20 protein-coding genes are annotated in these 17,885 nt (G+C 72.6%); 9 read left to right on the plus strand and 11 right to left on the minus strand.

The window, feature by feature from the left end:
* A partial coding sequence (locus IE318_RS44925) for an EI24 domain-containing protein (RefSeq protein ID WP_229903563.1) occupies positions 1 to 308 on the plus strand: 308 nt, incomplete at its 5' end.
* On the opposite strand, the gene IE318_RS17395 is transcribed toward IE318_RS44925, so the two are convergent.
* Positions 271 to 1,266 carry a LysR family transcriptional regulator gene (locus IE318_RS17395; RefSeq protein WP_030173375.1) on the minus strand — a complete coding sequence of 332 codons (996 nt, stop codon included), beginning with the start codon at positions 1,264 to 1,266 and terminating at the stop codon, positions 271 to 273. The two genes, IE318_RS44925 and IE318_RS17395, sit on opposite strands and share 38 nt — an antisense overlap.
* Before the next feature lie 49 nt (positions 1,267 to 1,315).
* Here IE318_RS17395 and IE318_RS17400 point away from each other — a divergent pair, with 49 nt between their 5' ends.
* From IE318_RS17400 to IE318_RS17410, 3 genes are all read left to right on the plus strand, one after another.
* Positions 1,316 to 2,167 (plus strand): NAD(P)-dependent oxidoreductase, encoded by an 852-nt coding sequence (locus IE318_RS17400; RefSeq protein WP_189901372.1) that lies wholly within the window; start codon positions 1,316 to 1,318, stop codon positions 2,165 to 2,167.
* A gap of 11 nt (positions 2,168 to 2,178) precedes the next feature.
* Positions 2,179 to 2,586 (plus strand): RidA family protein, encoded by a 408-nt coding sequence (locus tag IE318_RS17405; protein ID WP_189901373.1) that lies wholly within the window; start codon positions 2,179 to 2,181, stop codon positions 2,584 to 2,586.
* A gap of 216 nt (positions 2,587 to 2,802) precedes the next feature.
* Entirely contained in the window at positions 2,803 to 3,783 is a 981-nt protein-coding gene (locus IE318_RS17410; RefSeq protein ID WP_189901376.1) for a hypothetical protein, read from the plus strand.
* A 1-nt stretch (position 3,784) separates the two neighbouring features.
* Here IE318_RS17410 and IE318_RS17415 read toward each other — a convergent pair whose 3' ends face one another.
* Both IE318_RS17415 and IE318_RS17420 read right to left on the minus strand, forming a co-directional pair.
* Positions 3,785 to 4,762 carry an aldose epimerase family protein gene (locus IE318_RS17415; RefSeq protein WP_189901378.1) on the minus strand — a complete coding sequence of 326 codons (978 nt, stop codon included), beginning with the start codon at positions 4,760 to 4,762 and terminating at the stop codon, positions 3,785 to 3,787.
* 15 nt (positions 4,763 to 4,777) lie between these two features.
* Positions 4,778 to 5,674, minus strand: a complete 897-nt coding sequence (locus tag IE318_RS17420; protein WP_189901380.1) for an SGNH/GDSL hydrolase family protein — start codon at positions 5,672 to 5,674, stop codon at positions 4,778 to 4,780.
* A gap of 269 nt (positions 5,675 to 5,943) precedes the next feature.
* On the opposite strand from IE318_RS17420, the gene IE318_RS17425 reads away from it, so the two are divergent.
* Positions 5,944 to 6,438, plus strand: coding sequence for a DUF3145 domain-containing protein (locus IE318_RS17425; RefSeq protein ID WP_030173395.1), 495 nt, complete (start codon positions 5,944 to 5,946; stop codon positions 6,436 to 6,438).
* 141 nt (positions 6,439 to 6,579) lie between these two features.
* Here the strand turns inward: IE318_RS17425 and fabF are convergent, their stop codons facing one another.
* The 5 genes from fabF to fasR form a co-directional block, all read right to left on the minus strand.
* Entirely contained in the window at positions 6,580 to 7,851 is a 1,272-nt protein-coding gene (gene fabF / locus IE318_RS17430; protein WP_030169782.1) for a beta-ketoacyl-ACP synthase II, read from the minus strand.
* A gap of 87 nt (positions 7,852 to 7,938) precedes the next feature.
* Complete coding sequence (locus IE318_RS17435; protein WP_018545314.1) at positions 7,939 to 8,187, minus strand: acyl carrier protein; 249 nt, start codon at positions 8,185 to 8,187, stop codon at positions 7,939 to 7,941.
* Between the two features lie 101 nt (positions 8,188 to 8,288).
* Positions 8,289 to 9,356 (minus strand): ketoacyl-ACP synthase III, encoded by a 1,068-nt coding sequence (locus IE318_RS17440; protein ID WP_030169779.1) that lies wholly within the window; start codon positions 9,354 to 9,356, stop codon positions 8,289 to 8,291.
* Positions 9,357 to 9,378: 22 nt separating this feature from the next.
* On the minus strand, positions 9,379 to 10,296 hold the full coding sequence (locus IE318_RS17445) for an ACP S-malonyltransferase (protein WP_030169776.1): 918 nt from the start codon (positions 10,294 to 10,296) through the stop codon (positions 9,379 to 9,381).
* 89 nt (positions 10,297 to 10,385) lie between these two features.
* Positions 10,386 to 11,591 (minus strand): fatty acid biosynthesis transcriptional regulator FasR, encoded by a 1,206-nt coding sequence (fasR, locus tag IE318_RS17450; protein WP_030169773.1) that lies wholly within the window; start codon positions 11,589 to 11,591, stop codon positions 10,386 to 10,388.
* A 157-nt stretch (positions 11,592 to 11,748) separates the two neighbouring features.
* Between fasR and IE318_RS17455 the strand changes: the two genes are divergently transcribed.
* Positions 11,749 to 12,414, plus strand: coding sequence for a pirin family protein (locus tag IE318_RS17455; RefSeq protein ID WP_030169769.1), 666 nt, complete (start codon positions 11,749 to 11,751; stop codon positions 12,412 to 12,414).
* Here IE318_RS17455 and IE318_RS17460 read toward each other — a convergent pair.
* Entirely contained in the window at positions 12,335 to 13,990 is a 1,656-nt protein-coding gene (locus tag IE318_RS17460; RefSeq protein ID WP_189901526.1) for a CocE/NonD family hydrolase, read from the minus strand. The two genes, IE318_RS17455 and IE318_RS17460, sit on opposite strands and share 80 nt — an antisense overlap.
* 155 nt (positions 13,991 to 14,145) lie before the next feature.
* On the opposite strand from IE318_RS17460, the gene IE318_RS17465 reads away from it, so the two are divergent.
* Positions 14,146 to 14,886, plus strand: coding sequence for a TetR/AcrR family transcriptional regulator C-terminal domain-containing protein (locus IE318_RS17465; RefSeq protein WP_189901528.1), 741 nt, complete (start codon positions 14,146 to 14,148; stop codon positions 14,884 to 14,886).
* Positions 14,887 to 14,925: 39 nt separating this feature from the next.
* On the opposite strand, the gene IE318_RS17470 is transcribed toward IE318_RS17465, so the two are convergent.
* Positions 14,926 to 15,744: a serine hydrolase domain-containing protein gene (locus IE318_RS17470; RefSeq protein ID WP_189901382.1), complete on the minus strand. Its 819-nt coding sequence runs from the start codon at positions 15,742 to 15,744 to the stop codon at positions 14,926 to 14,928.
* Positions 15,745 to 15,761: 17 nt separating this feature from the next.
* Positions 15,762 to 16,232 (minus strand): GNAT family N-acetyltransferase, encoded by a 471-nt coding sequence (locus IE318_RS17475; protein ID WP_189901384.1) that lies wholly within the window; start codon positions 16,230 to 16,232, stop codon positions 15,762 to 15,764.
* A gap of 105 nt (positions 16,233 to 16,337) precedes the next feature.
* Between IE318_RS17475 and IE318_RS17480 the strand changes: the two genes are divergently transcribed.
* Entirely contained in the window at positions 16,338 to 16,838 is a 501-nt protein-coding gene (locus IE318_RS17480; RefSeq protein ID WP_189901386.1) for a MerR family transcriptional regulator, read from the plus strand.
* Positions 16,835 to 17,851, plus strand: a complete 1,017-nt coding sequence (locus IE318_RS17485; protein WP_189901388.1) for an aldo/keto reductase — start codon at positions 16,835 to 16,837, stop codon at positions 17,849 to 17,851. The genes IE318_RS17480 and IE318_RS17485 overlap by 4 nt, the downstream gene beginning before the upstream one ends.
* Positions 17,852 to 17,885 lie beyond the last annotated feature (34 nt).

Raw genomic sequence — 17,885 nt, forward strand, 5'->3', positions numbered from 1 at the left:
TCGAACTCCGCGACCGTCTCGCCCTGCTGCGCTCCCGCAAGGCGCTGGTCTGGGGCTTCGGCGCGCCGCTGGGTCTGGCCTTCCTGGTGCCGTTCGTCGCCGTGTTCCTCATGCCGGGCGCGGTCGCGGGCGCCACCCTGCTCGCCCGCGACCTGCTGGACGAGGAGACGGTCGACCGGACCGACGGCGAGACGGGCGACCGCGACACGGGCGACCACGGCTCGAACCGCGACACGGGCGACGACGGCTCGAACCGCGACGGCGACACGGTCACCCGGGCACCGCAGGCGCCGCGGACCCCGTGGTAGCCGACGGCACCGCGGCGACCACCCCCTCCCGCAGAACACCGATGAACGCCCGCGCGGCCGGTGACAGCGACCGCCCCCGCACGGTCGCCGCGTACACCGCCCGCGCCGGGGCGTCCTCGTCCCGCAGCGGGACCAGCGCGACGTCGGGCCGTACGGACGCGGCGGCGAGCGCCGGGACCAGGGTCACGCCCAGCCCGGCGGCGACGTAGCCCTGTTTGGCGGTCCACTCGGCGACGACGTGTGCGATGCGCGGGCGGAAGCCGTGGCGCAGCACCGCGTCGAGCAGGGTGCCCTCGGGCCGTGGACTGCCGGAGATCCAGTCCGCGTCGGCGAGTCGGCCGAGGCCGACCGGCCCGGGGTGCCCGGCGAGCGGGTGCCCGGCGGGTACGGCGACGTAGAGGGGCTCGTCGAGCAGGTGGTGCAGTTCGTACGCCTCCAGCGGGACGGGCCGGGTCGTCGAGACGACCGCCAGGTCCAGGTGGCCGGCGGTCAGCCGGTCCAGCAGGGCCGGGGTGAGGCCCTCCTCGCGGGAGACGCGCACCCCGGGGTGGCGGGCCCGGAAGGCGGCCAGGGCCCAGGGCACCAGCGCCGCGTCGGCCGTGGCGAACGCGCCGAACCGCAGCCGGCCGCCCGCCACGTCACGCAGCGCCGCCAACTCGCGCACGGCGCCGTGCAGCGACCGCGCCACGGCCTCCGCGTGCGGGACGAGCACCCGGCCGGCCTCCGTGAGCCGCACTCCGCGCGGCAGCCGGTCGAACAGCCGGGCCCCGCCCAGTGCCGACTCCAGTGCGGAGATCTGCCGGGACACCGCGGACTGGGTCCAGCCCAGTGTCCGCGCGGCCACCGTGAACGACCCGTGCCGGGCCACCTCCAGGAACACCCGCAGCCAGACGGTGGGCAGGTCGGGAACGGCGGCGTCACCCGCGGCGCCGTCATGCGTGGTCAGCATGGCAGCCATGCCGGACATTCGCTTGTCGCATCCATGGCGCAAACCTAGCGTCGACGGCATGCAACAGACCGAGAAGATCGCCTTTCTGGGGCTGGGTCGCATGGGTACTCCCATGGCCCGGCGTCTCCTCGTCGCCGGCCATCCGGTGACCGTCTGGAACCGTACGGCCGCCAAGGCCGGTCCGCTGGTCGCCGAGGGCGCCGTCCGCGCCGCGTCCCCCGCCGACGCCGTACGCGACGCCGACGTGGTGATCACGATGCTCGCGGGGCCGTCCGCGCTCGCCGAGGTCGCCGACGCCGTCCTGCCCGTGCTGCCGGCCGGTGCGCACTGGGTGGAGATGTCCACCGTCGGCCCGGACGCGGTACGCGACCTCGCCGCCCGCCTCGGCGACCGGGCGACCCTGGTCGACGCGCCGGTCATGGGCAGCACCGACCGGGCGGCCGCCGGACGGCTCGGCATCCTCGCGGGCGGCGACCCGGCCGGCGTCGAGCACGTCCTGGCCCACCTCGGCACGATCACCCGCACCGGCCCGACCGGCTCCGGCGCCGCGCTCAAACTGGTCGTCAACGCCGCCGTGATCAGCGGCGTCGCGCTCGTCGCCGAGGCACTGCGGCTCGCCGACGCGCTCGGCCTCGACGAGGACACCGCGCGCACCGCCCTCGCCGGCGGCCCGCTCGCCGGCGCGGTCGCCCGGGCCTTCGCCGAGGACGCGCACTTCGCCACCGCGCTGGCGGTGAAGGACCTGGAACTCGCGACCGCGGCCGCCGGACTACCCGCCGTAAAGGCCGTGTTGGCGGGCTACCGGGAGGCCGCCGGGGAGCCGGGACTCGCCGAGGCCGACCTCGCCCGGGCCGCCGCCCACCTGCGCACCGCGGACCCCGTCACCGCCGTGTCCCGTATCGCCCTGTGAGGAGCAGCGACATGCAGATCACCCTCGGCAACCCCGCCGGCGCGCCCCAGCCCCTGAGCCCCTACTACTCCCAGGTCGCCCGCGTCGAACACGCCGACGGAAGCGCCCTGTTGTTCGTCTCCGGCCAGATCGCCGAGGGCGCCACGCTCGCCGAGCAGAGCCGCGGTGTCTTCGAGACCATCGCCGCGCTCCTCGACGCCCACGGCGCGAGCCTGGCGGACGTGATCAGCATCCGCACGTATCTGACCGACATCGACAAGCTCGCCGAGTACGGTGCCGTACGGCGGCGGTTCCTCACCGGCACCCCGCCCACCAGCATGACCTTCGAGGTGTCCCGGCTGTTCCGGCCCGAGGCGCAGATCGAGGTCGAGCTCGTGGCCGCCGTGCCCGCGCGGACCGGGACGACCGCCGGAATGTGAAGGGTTCGTACGAGGTTGCGGCCAGACGTTCGATCGGCGGCCGGAACGGCACCCCGGCGATTAGTGTCTGATCCGGGACAAGTCTCCCCACGAGCAGCCCCGGTCCGGGACCTGACCCCTGGGCCGGGGCTCGTGGCGTCCTGACCGGATATGGCAGACTCCCGGCCCGAAACGCCGGACCGGACCGGTCCGGTGGCCGTTCAGGGGGAGACGCAGATGTATCCGGGGCAGCAGCAGCCGGGGCCGTACGGGCAGCAGGGACCGTACGGACAGCAAGGGGCCCAGCAGCAAGGACCGTACCCGCAGGGACCCGGACCGTACGGACAGCAGCCGTACCCGCCGCAGGGCGGCTACGGGCAGCCGGGACCGTACCCGCAGCAAGGGCAGCAGCAGGCACCGTACGGGCAGCAGCCGGGCCAGTACCCGCAGCCCTACGCGCCCCAGCAGCCCTACGTCCCCCAGGCGCCGCAGCAGCCCCAGGCCCCGCTGCAGCGGCTCGGCGAAGGCCATGTGCGGCTGGACCCGAACCTCACCGCCGACCAGCGGACGCTGGTCCTCGGGATCCAGAAGAAGTCCAAGCTCCTCGCCTACGGCTTCGTGCTCGGCATCCCGCTCACCTTCGGCGGCGCGCACTACGGCATCACGCGCGCCCCGGCCGGTTTCGGCGCCGCGGCCGTCGGGTTGGCCCTCGTCGCCATGGGCGTCCTCGCGCTGACGCAGATGCAGGCCATGAAGCGGCAGTTGCGCCTGATCACCCCGGACGCCTGGCGCTCCCCGGCGGCGCACCTGCCCGGCGCCCGCAAGGCCGCCACACTGGCCGCGTACATCAACGGCGTGCTGGTCCTGCTGTCCTTCGCCGCCACCGGCTATCTGCTGGTCAAGGGCGCCGGCTGGGGCGCCTACGGCAACTCCTTGGGGTTCGGGGCGCTGATGGGAGGCGCGTTCATCCCGTTCGCCATGGGGCTCGGCGCCGCGACGACCATCCCGCAGCTGCTCCAGGTGATCCCGGCCGGCGCCAAGGTCGGCCGGAGCCTGTACTCGGTCATCCTGGTGCTGGCGGTCACCGTGACCGGCGAGGGCATCAAGGGCGGCGAGGTGCAGCCGACGCTGATCGGCGGAGCGGTGCTGCTCGTCTGCGCGGGCGCGGTCGCCCTGCTCGGCCGCGCGGCCAAGCGAATGCGCGGCGAGGGCCTCTAGATCACCGCGCCGAGAACCCGTACACCGTCTCCGAGCGGTACACCTCACCCGGACGGAGCACCGTGGTCGGGAAGTCCGGGCGGTTGGGGGAGTCCGGGTGGTGCTGGGTCTCCAGGGCGATCCCGTCGCCGGGGGCGAACGGCGCCGCGATGTGGTCGGCGGTGTAGAGCTGCATGCCCGGCTCCGTCGTCGCCACCGTCAGGGTGCGGCCCGACGCCGGGTCGTGGAGCTCGGCGACCTCCTCGGCGGCCCGGGTGACGCCCTTGTCGAGGACGAAGTTGTGGTCGTAGCCGGAGCCGGTCTTGCGGGACTGCCGGAAGTCGAAGCGGGTCCCCTCCACCTCCGCCGGGGCGCCGGCCGGGATGAGGTGCTCGTCGACGGGGGTGTAGCGGGAGGCGGCGAGCCGCAGTTCGTGGCCGCCCGCCGCGCCCGAGCCGGCACCGCCGAGGTTCCAGTACGTGTGATTGGTCAGGTTGACCACGGTCGGCGCGTCCGTGACCGCCTCGTAGGCGATGCGCAGGGCGCCCGAGGAGTCCAGCGTGTACGTCGCCGTGACCTCCAGCCGGCCGGGGAAGCCCTCCTCGCCGTGTGGGCTGACCCGGGTCAGGCGCACTCCGTGCTCGACGGCGGTGACGTTCCACACCCGCTTGTCGAAGCCGCGCTCGCCGCCGTGCAGCGAGTTGGGGCCGTCGTTGCGCGCGAGCGCGTACGTCCGCTCGTCCAGCGGGAAGCGGCCGCCGGCGATCCGGTTGGCGTACCGGCCGATCAGGGCGCCGAGGAACGGCTCGGGGTGGGCGAGGTAGCCGTCCAGGTCGGGGAAGCCCAGCACCACGTCCGCGGTGCGCCCGTCCCGGTCCGGGACCTCCACCGACTGCACGATCCCGCCGTACGACAGCACGCGCACCCGCACGCCGGCCCGCTGAAGCGTCCAGCGGTGGACCGGGGTGCCGTCGGACAGTGCGCCGAAGAGTTCACTCATGGGGGAAACCCTAGGTCACGGGCTCTTGGCGGTGACGGTGCGGTAGGCGATCTCCGCGAGCCGCGCCTGGCCGTTGCGGCTCGGGTGGAACCAGTCCCAGTGGCTGAGCTGCGCCGTGCCGAACTGGTAGTCGAAGACCGCGTTGTGGTCGAAGCGGCAGCGGCGGTCCTTCGCGCACACCTCGGCCAGCACCTTGTTGTAGTCCACCACCCGGGACTGCACCGTCTCGCGTCGCTGCTTGGCCGCGTCGTCCAGCGCGTCCGCGTCCCCCAGCATCGACGGGCACAGGCCCAGCTTCCAGATCTGCTTGCCGAGCGGGTTGGTCCGCCCCTGCGACCACAGCCGCTTCAGGTTCGGCACGCTGGAGACGTACACCTCCGCCTTGGGCAGCGCCTTGCGCAGGGTGCCCATCGCCTTCTGGAAGTCGCGGCGGAAGTCCGCGACCGAGGTCATCCGGGCGGGGGAGTCGCGGCAGGCGTCATTGGCGCCGACCATCACCGCCACCAGCTCCGGCTTGTTCAGCACCGCCTGGGCCATCTGGCCGTTCAGATCCGCCACCCGGGCGCCGGTCACCGCGTGGTTCCAGCTTCGCCGGGCCGCACCGGCCGCCCCGAGCAGCCGCACCGCCAGGCTGTTCACCGAGGGGTCGCTGCCCGTCGCCCACGACGCCTCCGGGCAGTCCGACAGCACCGCGCACGTGTCGAAGCCACGGGTGATGGAGTCGCCGACCGCGGCGATCGAGCCCGGACTGGCGTCCCAGTCCGGTGTCGCCGACGCGGACGGTTTGGCCGCTCTGGCACGGGCGTCACGAGCGGACGCCTTGTCACCGACCACGTCACAGCCCGCGGTGACCAGGACGGCCGCCGCCACGACGGCATGAGCGGCCCGCATACGGTGGCTTCGCTTCCGCATCCTCGTGATCCCCTCGGTCGTCGCGCGCAACCTCGCGCAGAACTGGCACTCCCCTCCATAAGAACGCGCGAGGGTTCCCGCCCCCACCCGAGGCGACGGCGCACAGCCGTACAAGCGTCCCCCTGGGTGAATGGGGGCCCCTTCCTGGCACCGGGACCGACGGTACGTCACACTCCTTGCCCCGTCGCACGGTAGCCTCGCCATCAGCAGGGCGGTCGAGTGCCACTGCCGCCCGCCCGCACTCTGTCCCGCTCTGCCCGGAGGTCCCGGTGACGACACGTGGAGTTCTGTACGTGCACTCCGCGCCGCGCGCGCTGTGCCCGCACGTCGAATGGGCCGTCGCCGGGGTGCTCGGTACACGCGTCAGCCTGGACTGGATCCGGCAGCCCGCCGCGCCCGGCACCTGGCGCTCGGAGTTCTCCTGGCAGGGCGAGGCCGGCACCGCCTCCAAGCTCGCCTCCGCGCTGCGCGGCTGGCACCTGCTGCGCTTCGAGGTCACCGCCGAGCCCTGCGCGACCGCCGAGGGCGAGCGCTACAGCTGCACCCCCGACCTCGGCATCTTCCACGCCGTCACCGGCATCCACGGCGACATCCTCATCCCCGAGGACCGGCTGCGCGCCGCACTGATCCGCTCCCAGCGCGGCGAGAGCGACCTGGAGGCCGAACTGGCCAGGCTCCTGGGCAAGCCCTGGGACGACGAACTGGAGCCGTTCCGCTACGCGGGCGAGGGTGCCCCGGTGCGCTGGCTGCACCAGGTGGTGTGACGGTCTCTCAGACACGGCCCGAGGCCGCCGCAGAGCCGAGCGGGCGCGGCAGAGCCGAGCGGTCACAGCAGGACCCGGTGGTCACAGCGTGAAGGGCCCCCACCGACCGGTGGGGGCCCTTCACGCACGTACCGGAGTTCCTCAGACGGTCCGGAACGCCAGCACCACGTTGTGGCCACCGAACCCGAACGAGTCGTTCAGGGCCGCGATGCGGCCCTCGACGGGCAGCTTGCGGGCCTCGCCGCGGACCACGTCCGCGTTCGCCTCGGCCTCCGGGTCGATGTTCTCGACGTTGATGGTGGGCGGGGCCACCCGGTTGTAGAGGGCCAGCACGGTCGCCACCGACTCCACGCCGCCCGCGCCACCGAGCAGGTGACCGGTCATCGACTTGGTCGCGGAGACCGCCATGTGGTCGGCGTCGTCGCCGAACACCTTGCGCAGCGCCTTCAGCTCGGCGATGTCACCGGCCGGCGTCGACGTGGCGTGCGCGTTGACGTGCACGATCTCGGCCGGGTCCAGGTCGGTGCGGTCCAGCAGGTTCTGCAGGGCGTGCGAGATGCCGCGGCCCTCCGGCTCCGGCTGCACGATGTCGTGGCTGTCGGCGGAGATGCCCTGGCCGACCGCCTCCGCGTAGACGCGGGCGCCACGCCGGGCGGCGTGCTCGGCGGACTCCAGGACGAGCACACCGGCGCCCTCGCCGAGGACGAAACCGTCCCGGTCGACGTCGTAGGGGCGCGAGGCGCCCTCGGGGTTCTCGTTGTTCTTGGACATCGCCATCATGTTGCCGAACGCGGCGATCGGCAGCGGGTGGATCGCCGCCTCCGTACCGCCGGCGACGACCACGTCGGCGCGGCCGGTGCGGATCATCTCGATGGCGTAACCGATGGCCTCGGCGCCCGACGCGCAGGCGGAGACCGGGGTGTGCACACCGGCGCGGGCGCCCACGAGCAGACCGACGTTGGCCGAGGGGCCGTTCGGCATCAGCATCGGCACGGTGTGCGGGGAGACCCGGCGGACGCCCTTGTCCTTCAGCACGTCGTACTGGTCGAGCAGCGTCGTCACGCCGCCGATGCCGGAGGCGATCACCGCACCCAGCCGGTCCGGGTCGACGCTTCCGTCCTCGCCGGCCTTACCGGTGAAACCGGCGTCCTTCCAGGCCTCCTGGGCGGCGATCAGCGCGAACTGCGCCGAGCGGTCCAGACGGCGGGCCTGCGGCCGCGGAATGGTCTCGGTCGGCTCCACGGCGACCGGGGCCGCGATACGGACGGCCTGCTCGGCCGCCCACTCCTGGGTCAGAGGCTTGACACCGGACTTGCCGGCGACCAGACCCTCCCAGGTCGAGGCTGCGTCGCCACCCAGCGGTGTGGTTGCGCCGATACCGGTGACGACCACGGTGCGATTGGTCGAGCTCACGGGAATTCTTTCTCCAACGGAAACGAGGATTCGTACGGCGCCACCGCCGGGTGGCGGGGCAGTCAGCCCAAAGCAGTGATCGGTAGATCAGGCCTGGTGCTTGAGGATGTAGTCGGTCGCGTCGCCGACGGTCTTGAGGTTCTTGACGTCCTCGTCGGGGATCTTGACGTCGAAGCGCTCCTCGGCGGCGACGACGACCTCGACCATGGACAGCGAGTCGACGTCCAGGTCGTCGGTGAAGGACTTGTCCAGCTGGACGTCCTCGGTGGGGATCCCGGCGATCTCGTTCACGATCTCGGCGAGACCGGCGACGATCTCTTCCTGAGTGGCGGCCATGTCGGCGCTCCTTCGTTGTGTTCCGTAAGGGTGTGGCGCCCGCCGCGGCAGCGGCAGGTGTTGCGGTTGCCGTCCCGGATGCATGATCCGGCACGGAGTGCCTAGGGGAGGGTAACGACCGTCGCGGCGTAGACGAGACCCGCCCCGAAGCCGATGACGAGCGCGGTGTCGCCGCTCTTCGCCTCGCCGGTCGCCAGGAGCCGCTCCATCGCGAGCGGGATCGAGGCGGCCGAGGTGTTGCCGGTGGTGCGGATGTCACGGGCGACCGTGACGTGCTCCGGCAGTTTCAGCGTCTTCACCATCGAGTCGATGATCCGCACGTTGGCCTGGTGCGGAATGAAGACGTCCAGGTCGTCCGGGTTGATCCCGGCCGCGTCCAGCGCCTGCTGGGCGACCTTCGCCATCTCGAACACGGCCCAGCGGAACACCGCCTGGCCCTCCTGCGTGATCGCAGGGAACTTGACGTTGCCCTCGCTGTCCAGCGGCAGCTCGGACACATCGCCGGTGGGGGTCCCCTCGCCGGAGTGAAGACGGGGGTGGGGCAGGAAGCGGTCCCACGGGACGGTCTGCTTGATCGTCCCGGCCTTGTCGCCCTCCGAGCCCCACACCGTCGGGCCGATCGCCGGCTCCTGCGAGGGGCCGACCACGACCGCGCCGGCGCCGTCACCGAACAGGAAGGCCGTCGCCCGGTCCTCCAGGTCGGTCAGGTCGCTCAGCCGCTCCACGCCGATGACGAGGACGTACTCCGCCGAACCCTCCACGACCATGCCCTTGGCGAGGGTGAGGCCGTAGCCGAAGCCGGCGCAGCCGGCCGAGATGTCGAAGGCGGCCGCCTTGTCCGTGCCCAGCTTGTCGGCGATCTCGGTGGCGACGGCCGGGGTCTGGCTGAAGTGCGAGACGGTGGAGACGACCACGGCGCCGATCTGCTCGGCGGTGATCCCCGCGTCCGCGATCGCCTTGCCGGCGGCCTCGATGGACATCGCCGCGACGGTCTCGTCGGGCCCCGCCCAGTGCCGGGTCTCGATGCCCGAGCGCGAGCGGATCCACTCGTCGGACGAGTCGATCTTCTCGAGGATCACCTCGTTGGGCACCACCCGCGTGGGCCGGTAGCCGCCCACGCCGAGGATGCGCGCGTACGGGGCGCCCTTGCTGGGCTTGATCTTCGACATGTGCGATCGGCTCCTTAGGGCGTCAGGCGTTCGTGTGCTCGGCGATGAGCGCGCGGGCCGCGTCGAGGTCGTCGGGGGTCTTCAGCGCCAGCGTCTTCACGCCCGGCAGCGCCCGCTTGGCCAGACCGGTGAGCGTGCCGCCGGGGCACACCTCGATCAGCGCGGTGGCGCCGAGCTCCTTGAAGGTCTCCATGCACAGGTCCCAACGGACCGGGTTGGCGACCTGGCCGACGAGCCGCTCGACGACCTCGGTGCCGCTCGGCACCGCCCGGCCGTCCTTGTTGGAGACGTAGGTGACCTTCGGGTCGGTGGGCTCGAGCGCCTTGGCGGCCTCGGCCAGCTTCGCGACCGCGGGGGCCATGTGGTGGGTGTGGAAGGCGCCGGCCACCTTCAGCGGCACGACCTTGCGCACGCCCTCGGGCTTGTCCTCGTTCAGCGCGGCGAGCTGCTCCATGGTGCCTGCGGCCACGATCTGGCCCGCGCCGTTGACGTTGGCCGGGGTGAGGCCCAGCTTCTCCAGGTGCTTGACGGACACCTCCGGGTCGCCGCCGAGCAGCGCCGACATGCCCGTCTCGGTGACGGCGGCGGCCTCGGCCATCGCCAGACCCCGCTTGCGCACCAGCGTCAGCGCGGAGGTGTCGTTGAGGACGCCCGCGAAGGCGGCGGCGGTGATCTCACCGACGCTGTGCCCGGCGACGGCATCCGGTGCCACGTCACCGAGTGCCGCGGCCGACAGGATCCCGGCGGCGACGAGCAGCGGCTGGGCCACGGCGGTGTCGCGGATCGCGTCCGCGTCGGCCTGCGTTCCGTAGTGGACGAGGTCCAGTCCGATGGCGTCCGACCAGGCGGTGACACGGTCGGCTGCCCCGGGCAGTTCGAGCCAGGGGGTCAGGAAGCCGGGCGTCTGGGCGCCCTGGCCGGGAGCGACGAGTACGAGCACTCTCACACTCTCTCTTGGGGACGGCCGAAGCCGCCCGTGGGGACAGGGACGAAGAACACGGAGGGGTTTTGTGGGCCCCCGACAAAAGCCTAGGTCTGGGGATCTCCGTCGGCCAGACGCCCCAGGATCAAGGCGATCCTCAGTGTGAACGCGGATCGTACATCGGACGGCGACCATCCGGTGACGTCTGTCACACGTCGGAGCCGGTAGCGCACGGTGTTCGGGTGAACGAAGAGCATCCGGGCGGCGCCTTCCAGGCTGCTCGCCTGCTCCAGATAGACACTCAAGGTCTCCAGAAGCGCGGACCCGGCCTCCTCCAGCGGTCTGTAGATCTCCTCTACCAACTGCTCCCGGGCGCTCGGGTCACCGGCGATGGCGCGCTCCGGGAGCAGATCGTCGGCGAGCACCGGGCGCGGGGCGTCCTGCCAGGCGAAACAGGCCTTCAGCCCGGCCGCGGCGGCCTGCGCGGACCGGGTCGCGGCGAGCAGATCGGGCACCACCGGCCCGGCCACGACAGGCCCGGCGGCGAACGGCCCGATCAGCGACTTCGCCACGGCCAGCGGGTTGTCGCTGCCGCCCGCGATCACCACCAGCCGCTCCCCGAGAACCCCGGTGAGCACCTGGAGCTTGGCGTGCCGCGCCGCCCGCCTGATCGCCTCCACGGTCAGCTCGGAGTCCCCGTCGGGCGCGGTCCCGAGCACCACGCACACATGCTCGGGCGAGTTCCAGCCGAGCGCTGCGGCCCGCGACACGGCACCCTCGTCGGCCTCCCCGCTGAGCACGGCGTTGACGACGAGCGACTCCAGCCGCGCGTCCCAGGCACCGCGTGCCTCGGCGGCCTGGGCGTAGACCTGGGCGGTGGCGAAGGCGATCTCCCGGGCGTAGACGAGCAGGGCCTCGCGCAGCACGGCCTCGTCCCCCGGCGCCGCCACCTCGTCGATGGCGGACTCCATGACCTCGATCGTGGTCCGCACCATCTCCACGGTCTGCCGCAGCGTGATCGCCCGCGTCAGCTCACGCGGAGCCGTCCCGAACACATCCGTCGAGATCGCCTGCGGGGCGTCCGGGTGCCGGAACCACTCGGTGAACGCGGCGATACCGGCCTGGGCCACCAACCCGATCCAGGAGCGGTTCTCCGGGGGCATGGCCCGGTACCACGGCAGCGACTCGTCCATCCGCGCGATCGCCTGTGCGGCGAGGGAGCCGGAGGACTTCTCCAGCCGTCTCAGGGTCGCGGTATGCGGATGAGCGGGGCGCGCTGGGGCATCGGCGTGACGGGATTCGGGTTCGGGCACGGGGACAAGACTGCCTTATCCGGACGTCAGTGCGTGCCGCCGGGTCGGAGGTCGGGCCGTGAGGGGCCCCACCACCGGGTTTCGGACCGGTTTTCGGATCGGTCTCGGGACCGGGTTCCACGAGGCGCGTTTCACGAGCGGGTCTACGGTGGTCTCCGTGACGACGGACGTGCGGCGCGCGGCAGAGCGCTACCAGGGCGGCGACCCGGCGGCGGGCATCACCACCCGCCACGCCTTCTCCTTCGGCCCCCACTACGATCCGGACAACCTCCGCTTCGGCGCCCTGATCGCCTGCAACGAGGAGCACCTGGCCCCGGGCGCCGGCTTCGACGAGCACCCGCACAGCCACACGGAGATCGTCACCTGGGTGGTGACCGGCGAACTGACCCACCGCGACTCCACGGGCCACGAGACGCTGATCCGCCCCGGCGACGTCCAGCGCCTGAGCGCCGCGGCCGGCGTCCGCCACGTCGAGCGCAACGACGCAACCGTCCCCCTGACCTTCGTCCAGATGTGGCTGGCCCCTCTCGAACCCGGCGGAGACCCCTTCTACGAAATCGTCCACGGCATCGCCGACTCCACCCCCTACGCCGTCCCGGAGGCCGGCGCCATGCTCCACGTACGCCGCCTGGGGGCGGCCGAGCGCACGGCGGTGCCGGAGGCGGCGTACGTCTACGTCCACGTCGTACGGGGTGAAGTGGTGCTGGACGGCGAGCGGTTGGGGGCGGGGGACGCCGCCCGGATCACGGACGCGGGCGGGGAACTGGAGGCGGTGGGGGTGACGGGGGCGGAGTTGCTGATGTGGGAGATGGCCGGGGAATGATCAACGCCGAGTCCGTGTGGAGTGTGATGCACACGGGGACGAAGGTCGTGGCGTCCGCCGGTGACCGGCCGGTGCCGGAGGCGCGGGCGTAGCGGGGGTGGGCGCCGCCGCTGATCTGCCAGCGGATGCGGTGGCCGGCGGGGAAGCGGTGGGCGGTGGAGCTCATCGGCACGGTGATCCGAGACGGCGCCTCTCCGGTCGTGCGGAGTCGGCCCAGTCCGTCACAGATGTTGACGGAGCGGCCTTGTGGGTCCACGTCGCACAGGCGGGTGAAGACGTCGGCGTAGCCGGTGTCCGTGGAGATGGTCAGACGTGCGGAGACCGGGCCCAGGATGTCGACGGGCTCGGTCAGTGGAGGGCCGGTGAACGTCAGGACGTCGTCCCGGGCTTCCAGGGGGCCGTTGTCGCGCGGGCCGGCGGTGCGGGAGAGCAGAGGGCCGCCGAGGGACGGGGTGGGGTCGGCCGGGTCGTAGCGGAACGTCGTCAGCGGTGCGGAGTCCGTGGGGGCCTGCTGCATGAGGTGCCCGTCCGGGCTGGGGTACCACGGGGTGGCGGCGAGGGGCGGCGGCCAGTCCTCGAGGTCCCGCCAGGTGTTCTCGCCGCCGATGTGCACGCGTACGGCCGTCGGACGCAGGCCGGAGGGGTCGGCGCACAGGTGGGCGCGCAGCCAGGCGAGGCTCTCGGCGAAGACCTCGGGCCAGCCCTGTTGCAGGGCGGAGGCGTGGGTCCAGGGGCCGACGAGCAGGGCGGTCTCGCATCCGGCCCGGCGCAGCCGGTCGTACTGCTCGAAGGTCTGGTCGGCCAGCACGTCGTGCCATCCGGTGATGAGGGCAGTGGGCACGCCGAGCCCCTCCGCCGCCTCCGCCAGTGACGCGCCGTGCCAGTACGTGTCCTTGGGGTCCGGGTGTGTCATCACCTCGTCCAGCCACGGCACTTCGCCCCCGAGGGCGGACGCGTACGCCCCGCGCAGGGGCTGCGCCATGGTGACGTCGCGCAGGCGGCGCTGCAGGCGCAGGGTGGCTCTCAGGAACGGCGCCATGCCCTGGTGCTGGTAGGTCATGCCCGCGCCGACGGCCAGGGCGTTCTCCAGGCGCAGCGCGCCGTCCGCGTGGAACAGGGCGTAGGGATCGTGCAGGCCCACCTGCACCACCATCGCCCTCAGTTCCGGGGGCGGGTCCAGGGCGAGGGCCCATTGCACGTAGCCGAGATAGCTGGGGCCGACCGTCCCCAGGGTTCCGTCGAACCAGGGTTGCTCGCGCAGCCACGACACCGTGGCCCGGCCGTCGGCGGCCTCGTTGCGCCACAGGTCGAACGCACCACCCGAACCGCCGGTGCCGCGGCAGCTCTGCAGGACCACATGGAAGCCCTGCTCGGCGAAGAGCAGACCGTACATGGGGGACCAGGGCAGGCCTCGGCCGTAGGGCGAGCGGACGAGGAGGGTGGGGAAGTCGCCCTCCGCGCGCGGGAAGTAGTGGTCGGTGAGCAGCGGGCTGCCGTCGGCGGCCGGCACCTCCAGTGCCGGCTCCCATCCGACCTCGTGCCGTTTCGCCGGGAGGCGGCGCCAGGTCGCCCTCATCATCCGTGAGGACAGCGGCGGCTTTCCGGTGGGCGGTACCCGGACGGGCCGGGCCTCGGCGTCGGGCATGCGTGATGGCATCGTTCCCCCTCCTTTATCTCGTACGACGTACGATAATAGAGGGTGCTTGGATGATCTCCGCAAGAGTCGCCTCGATGGCAGGGAAGGAGTCCGAGACCGTGCCCGATGACGGAGCATCCGGCGCCGCGGGCGTCGACCCCGAGCAGCTCTGGCTGCGTTCCGCCGAGCGGCGCAGGGGTCGTAGGCCTTCCTTCAGCCGCGAGGCGATCACTGCGGCAGCCGTCGCTCTCGCGGACGCGGAGGGACTCGATGCGGTCACCATGCGGCGGGTCGCCGCCGAGGTCGGGGCCGGCGTCATGTCGCTCTACAGCTACGCCCCCGACAAGGAGACGCTGCTGGAGCTGATGGTCGATCACGTCAGCGGCGAGCTGCCGACCACGAATCCGCTCACCGGCGACTGGCGGGCCGACCTGAAGGCCATCGCCCACCTCCAGCGTGCCCACATGCTGCGCCATCCCTGGCTGCCCGCCGCCCTGGCCACTCGCCGCACCCCGGGCCCCAACACGCTGGCCTTCCTGGAGCGGGCCCTGGCCGCGCTGCGGCCCAGCGGGCTGGACGGCGCGGCGAGGCTGGAGGTCTTCGCCCAGCTCACCGCCTTCGTGGCCGGGCACGTCAGCCACGAGATCACCCAGGCCGCGGCCGCACGGTCCCCGGACCGAAGCGCCGCCGAAGCCCGCTACCTCGCCGCCGTCGCCGCCGACGGCCACCACCCGGAACTCGCCGAGGCCCTCGCCTCGACCGGACGCCCCCTCACCCCCGAAGCCACCTTCACCCGCTTCCTCAACCGTCTGGTCGACGGCCTCGACGCCGATTGATCCGCCGCGCGAAGGCCGCTCGGGGCAGGTTCGGTGGTGTCAGCGGAGTTCCGTGAGGACCCCGTCGGTGAAGGGCGGCCACGCCTCGACGGCCCAGGGGCCGAAGGCGCGGTCCGTCAGGGCCACGCAAGCCGCCCCTGCGTCCGGGTCGATCCACAGGAACGTGCCCGACTGGCCGAAGTGGCCGAAGGTGCGGGAGGAGGAGGAAGAGCCCGTCCAGTGGGGGGACTTGGAGGCGCGGATCTCGAAGCCGAGGCCCCAGTCGTTGGGGTTCTGGTGGCCGTAGCCCGGCAGGACGCCCTTCGTGCCCGGGTACTGGACCGTCATCGCCTCGGCGACCGTGCGCGGGTCGAGCAGGCGCGGGGCCTGGAGCTCGGCGGCGAAGCGGAGGAGGTCCTCGACCGTGGAGACGCCGTCCTTCGCCGGGGAGCCGTCCAGCGTCGTCCGCGTCATGCCCAGCGGCTCCAGGACCGCCTGGTGCAGGTAGTCGGAGAACGGGATGTCCGTGGCCTTCGAGACGTGGTCGCCCAGCTGCTCGAAGCCGGCGTTCGAGTACAGGCGGCGCTCCCCGGGCGGGGCCGTCACCCGGTGTTCGTCGAAGGCCAGGCCGGAGGTGTGGGCGAGCAGGTGGCGGACGGTCGCGCCGGGCGGGCCGGCCGGCTCGTCCAGTTCGATCGCGCCCTCCTCGTACGCCACCAGCACCGCGTAGGCCGCCAGGGGCTTGGTCACCGAGGCGAGGGCAAAACGCCGGTCGGCCGGGCCATGGGTGCCCACGACCGTGCCGTCCGCGCGGACCACGCCCGCCGCGGCGGTGGGAACCGGCCAGTTCTCGATCGACGCCAGGCTGTTCAACGACATGCGTCGAGCCTAAGCGCTCACAGCCGCAGCTCCAGCAACGGGTCGGGCTTCGGCCGGAAGCCCAGGGAGGCGTACAGCGGCGCCCCCTCGGCGGACGTGGTGAGCTGCACCCGGTCGGCGCCGCGCTCGCGGAACCACTTCAGAAGCGTGTCCATGCACGCGCGCGCGTACCCGCGGCGGCGGGCGTCCGGGTCGGTGGCGACGCTGAAGACGTAGCCGACCGTGCCGAGCGGGTTGGCCGACCGTCCGATCCGGTAGTCGAGCGTGCCCGCCACCAGCGCGGCCAGCGCTCCCGGCCGCTCGGGGTGGTCGACGACGAAGGCGGCGAAGGTCCCGTCCGGCTCGGCGAGCTTCGCGCGCAGGGTGGGCAGGGACTCGGCGTGCCAGTCGGTGGACCGGTCGGCCTCGAACATCGAGTCGATCATGACCTGGCGCAGGCGCAGCACTTCCTCCGCGTCGGCCGGCTCGGCACGTCGTACGACACTCATGCCCCGCACGCTAGCCACCGGGCCCGCGTCGTGTCCTGCGCTTTTCGGCCGCCGCATCCGGTTCGGCTTGCTTGGAGTGCACTCCAACGTCATAGCGTGGAGGCCATGACGGTGATGCAGACCACGGCCGTGGCCACCGAGGAAACCCCGCAGGCTCCCACCCGCACCGACATCTGTTCCGCCCCGCCCCCGCGCCACCCGCGTCCCGACGGGCAGGACCAGTACACGATCAGCGAGGTCGTCGCCTTCACCGGGCTCACGGCCCACACACTGCGCTGGTACGAGCGCATCGGCCTGATGGCCCACGTCGACCGCTCGCACACCGGCCAGCGCCGCTACACCAACCGCGACCTGGACTGGCTCGACCTCGTCGGCAAGCTCCGGCTGACCGGCATGCCGGTCGCCGACATGGTCCGCTACGCGGAGCTGGTGCGCGCGGGCGAGAGCACGTACGGCGAGCGCTACGAGCTGCTGGAGGCGACCCGCCGGGACGTCCTCGCCCGCATCGCCGAACTCCGCGACACGCTCGCGGTCCTGGACCGCAAGATCGGCTTCTACGCGCAGGCCGGACACCGCTACGAGACCGAGAGGAACGGCACTCGATGACCGACAGCAGGATCCCGACGGTACGGCTCGGCGAGGGCGGACCGGAGGTGGGCGTCCAGGGCCTGGGCTGCATGGGCATGAGCTTCGCCTACGGCCCCACGGACGCCGAGGCGTCCCGCGCCACGCTGGAGCGGGCCCTGGAACTGGGCGTGACCCTCTACGACACGGCGGACGCCTACGGCGCGGGGGAGAACGAGAGGTTCCTCTCCCCCTTCTTCCGGGCGCACCGGGACGAGGTCGTGATCGCCACGAAGTTCGCCCTGTCGATCCCGCCGGACGACCCGACCAAGCGGATCATCCGCAACGACCCGCCCTACATCCGGCAGGCCGTCGAGGCGAGCCTGGAACGCCTGGGCGTCGACGTGATCGACCTGTACTACATGCACCGGCGGGACGTGCACGTTCCCATCGAGGAGACCGTCGGGACGATGGCCGAGCTGGTGCGCGAGGGCAAGGTCAAGCACCTGGGCCTGAGCGAGGTCACCGCCGACGAGCTGCGGGCCGCGCAGGCCGTGCACCCGATCGCCGCCGTGCAGTCGGAGTGGTCGCTGTTCAGCCGGGACATCGAGGCGAAGGTGGTGCCGGCCGCGCGTGAGCTGGGTGTGGCGCTGGTGCCGTACTCGCCGCTCGGGCGGGGCTTCCTCACCGGCGGTTTCGTGCAGGCGGAGCAGGACCTGACCGAGGACGACGTCCGCCGCACGCACCCCCGCTTCCAGGGCGAGAACGCCACGGCGAACGCGGCCCTGCTGGAGCCGATCCGTACCGTCGCCAAGGCGCACGACGTCTCGCTCGCGCAGGTCGCGCTGGCGTGGGTGCAGCAGCGAGCGGCCGTCCACGGGCTCGCGGTCGTGCCGATTCCGGGGACGCGGAAGCCGGGGCGGGTGGAGGAGAACGTGGGGGCGGCGGGGGTCGTGCTGTCGGGGGAGGAGCTGGCCTCGCTGGAGCCGATCGCCGGGCAGGTGGTGGGTACGAGGTACCCGGACATGTCGTTCGCTTCGGCGGGGCGGGAGTAGGGGAAGCGGAGCCGGTGGCTGCGGGCAGTCGGGG

It is taken from the genome of Streptomyces spiralis, from assembly GCF_014654675.1.
In the GTDB taxonomy this organism is placed as follows: domain Bacteria; phylum Actinomycetota; class Actinomycetes; order Streptomycetales; family Streptomycetaceae; genus Streptomyces; species Streptomyces spiralis.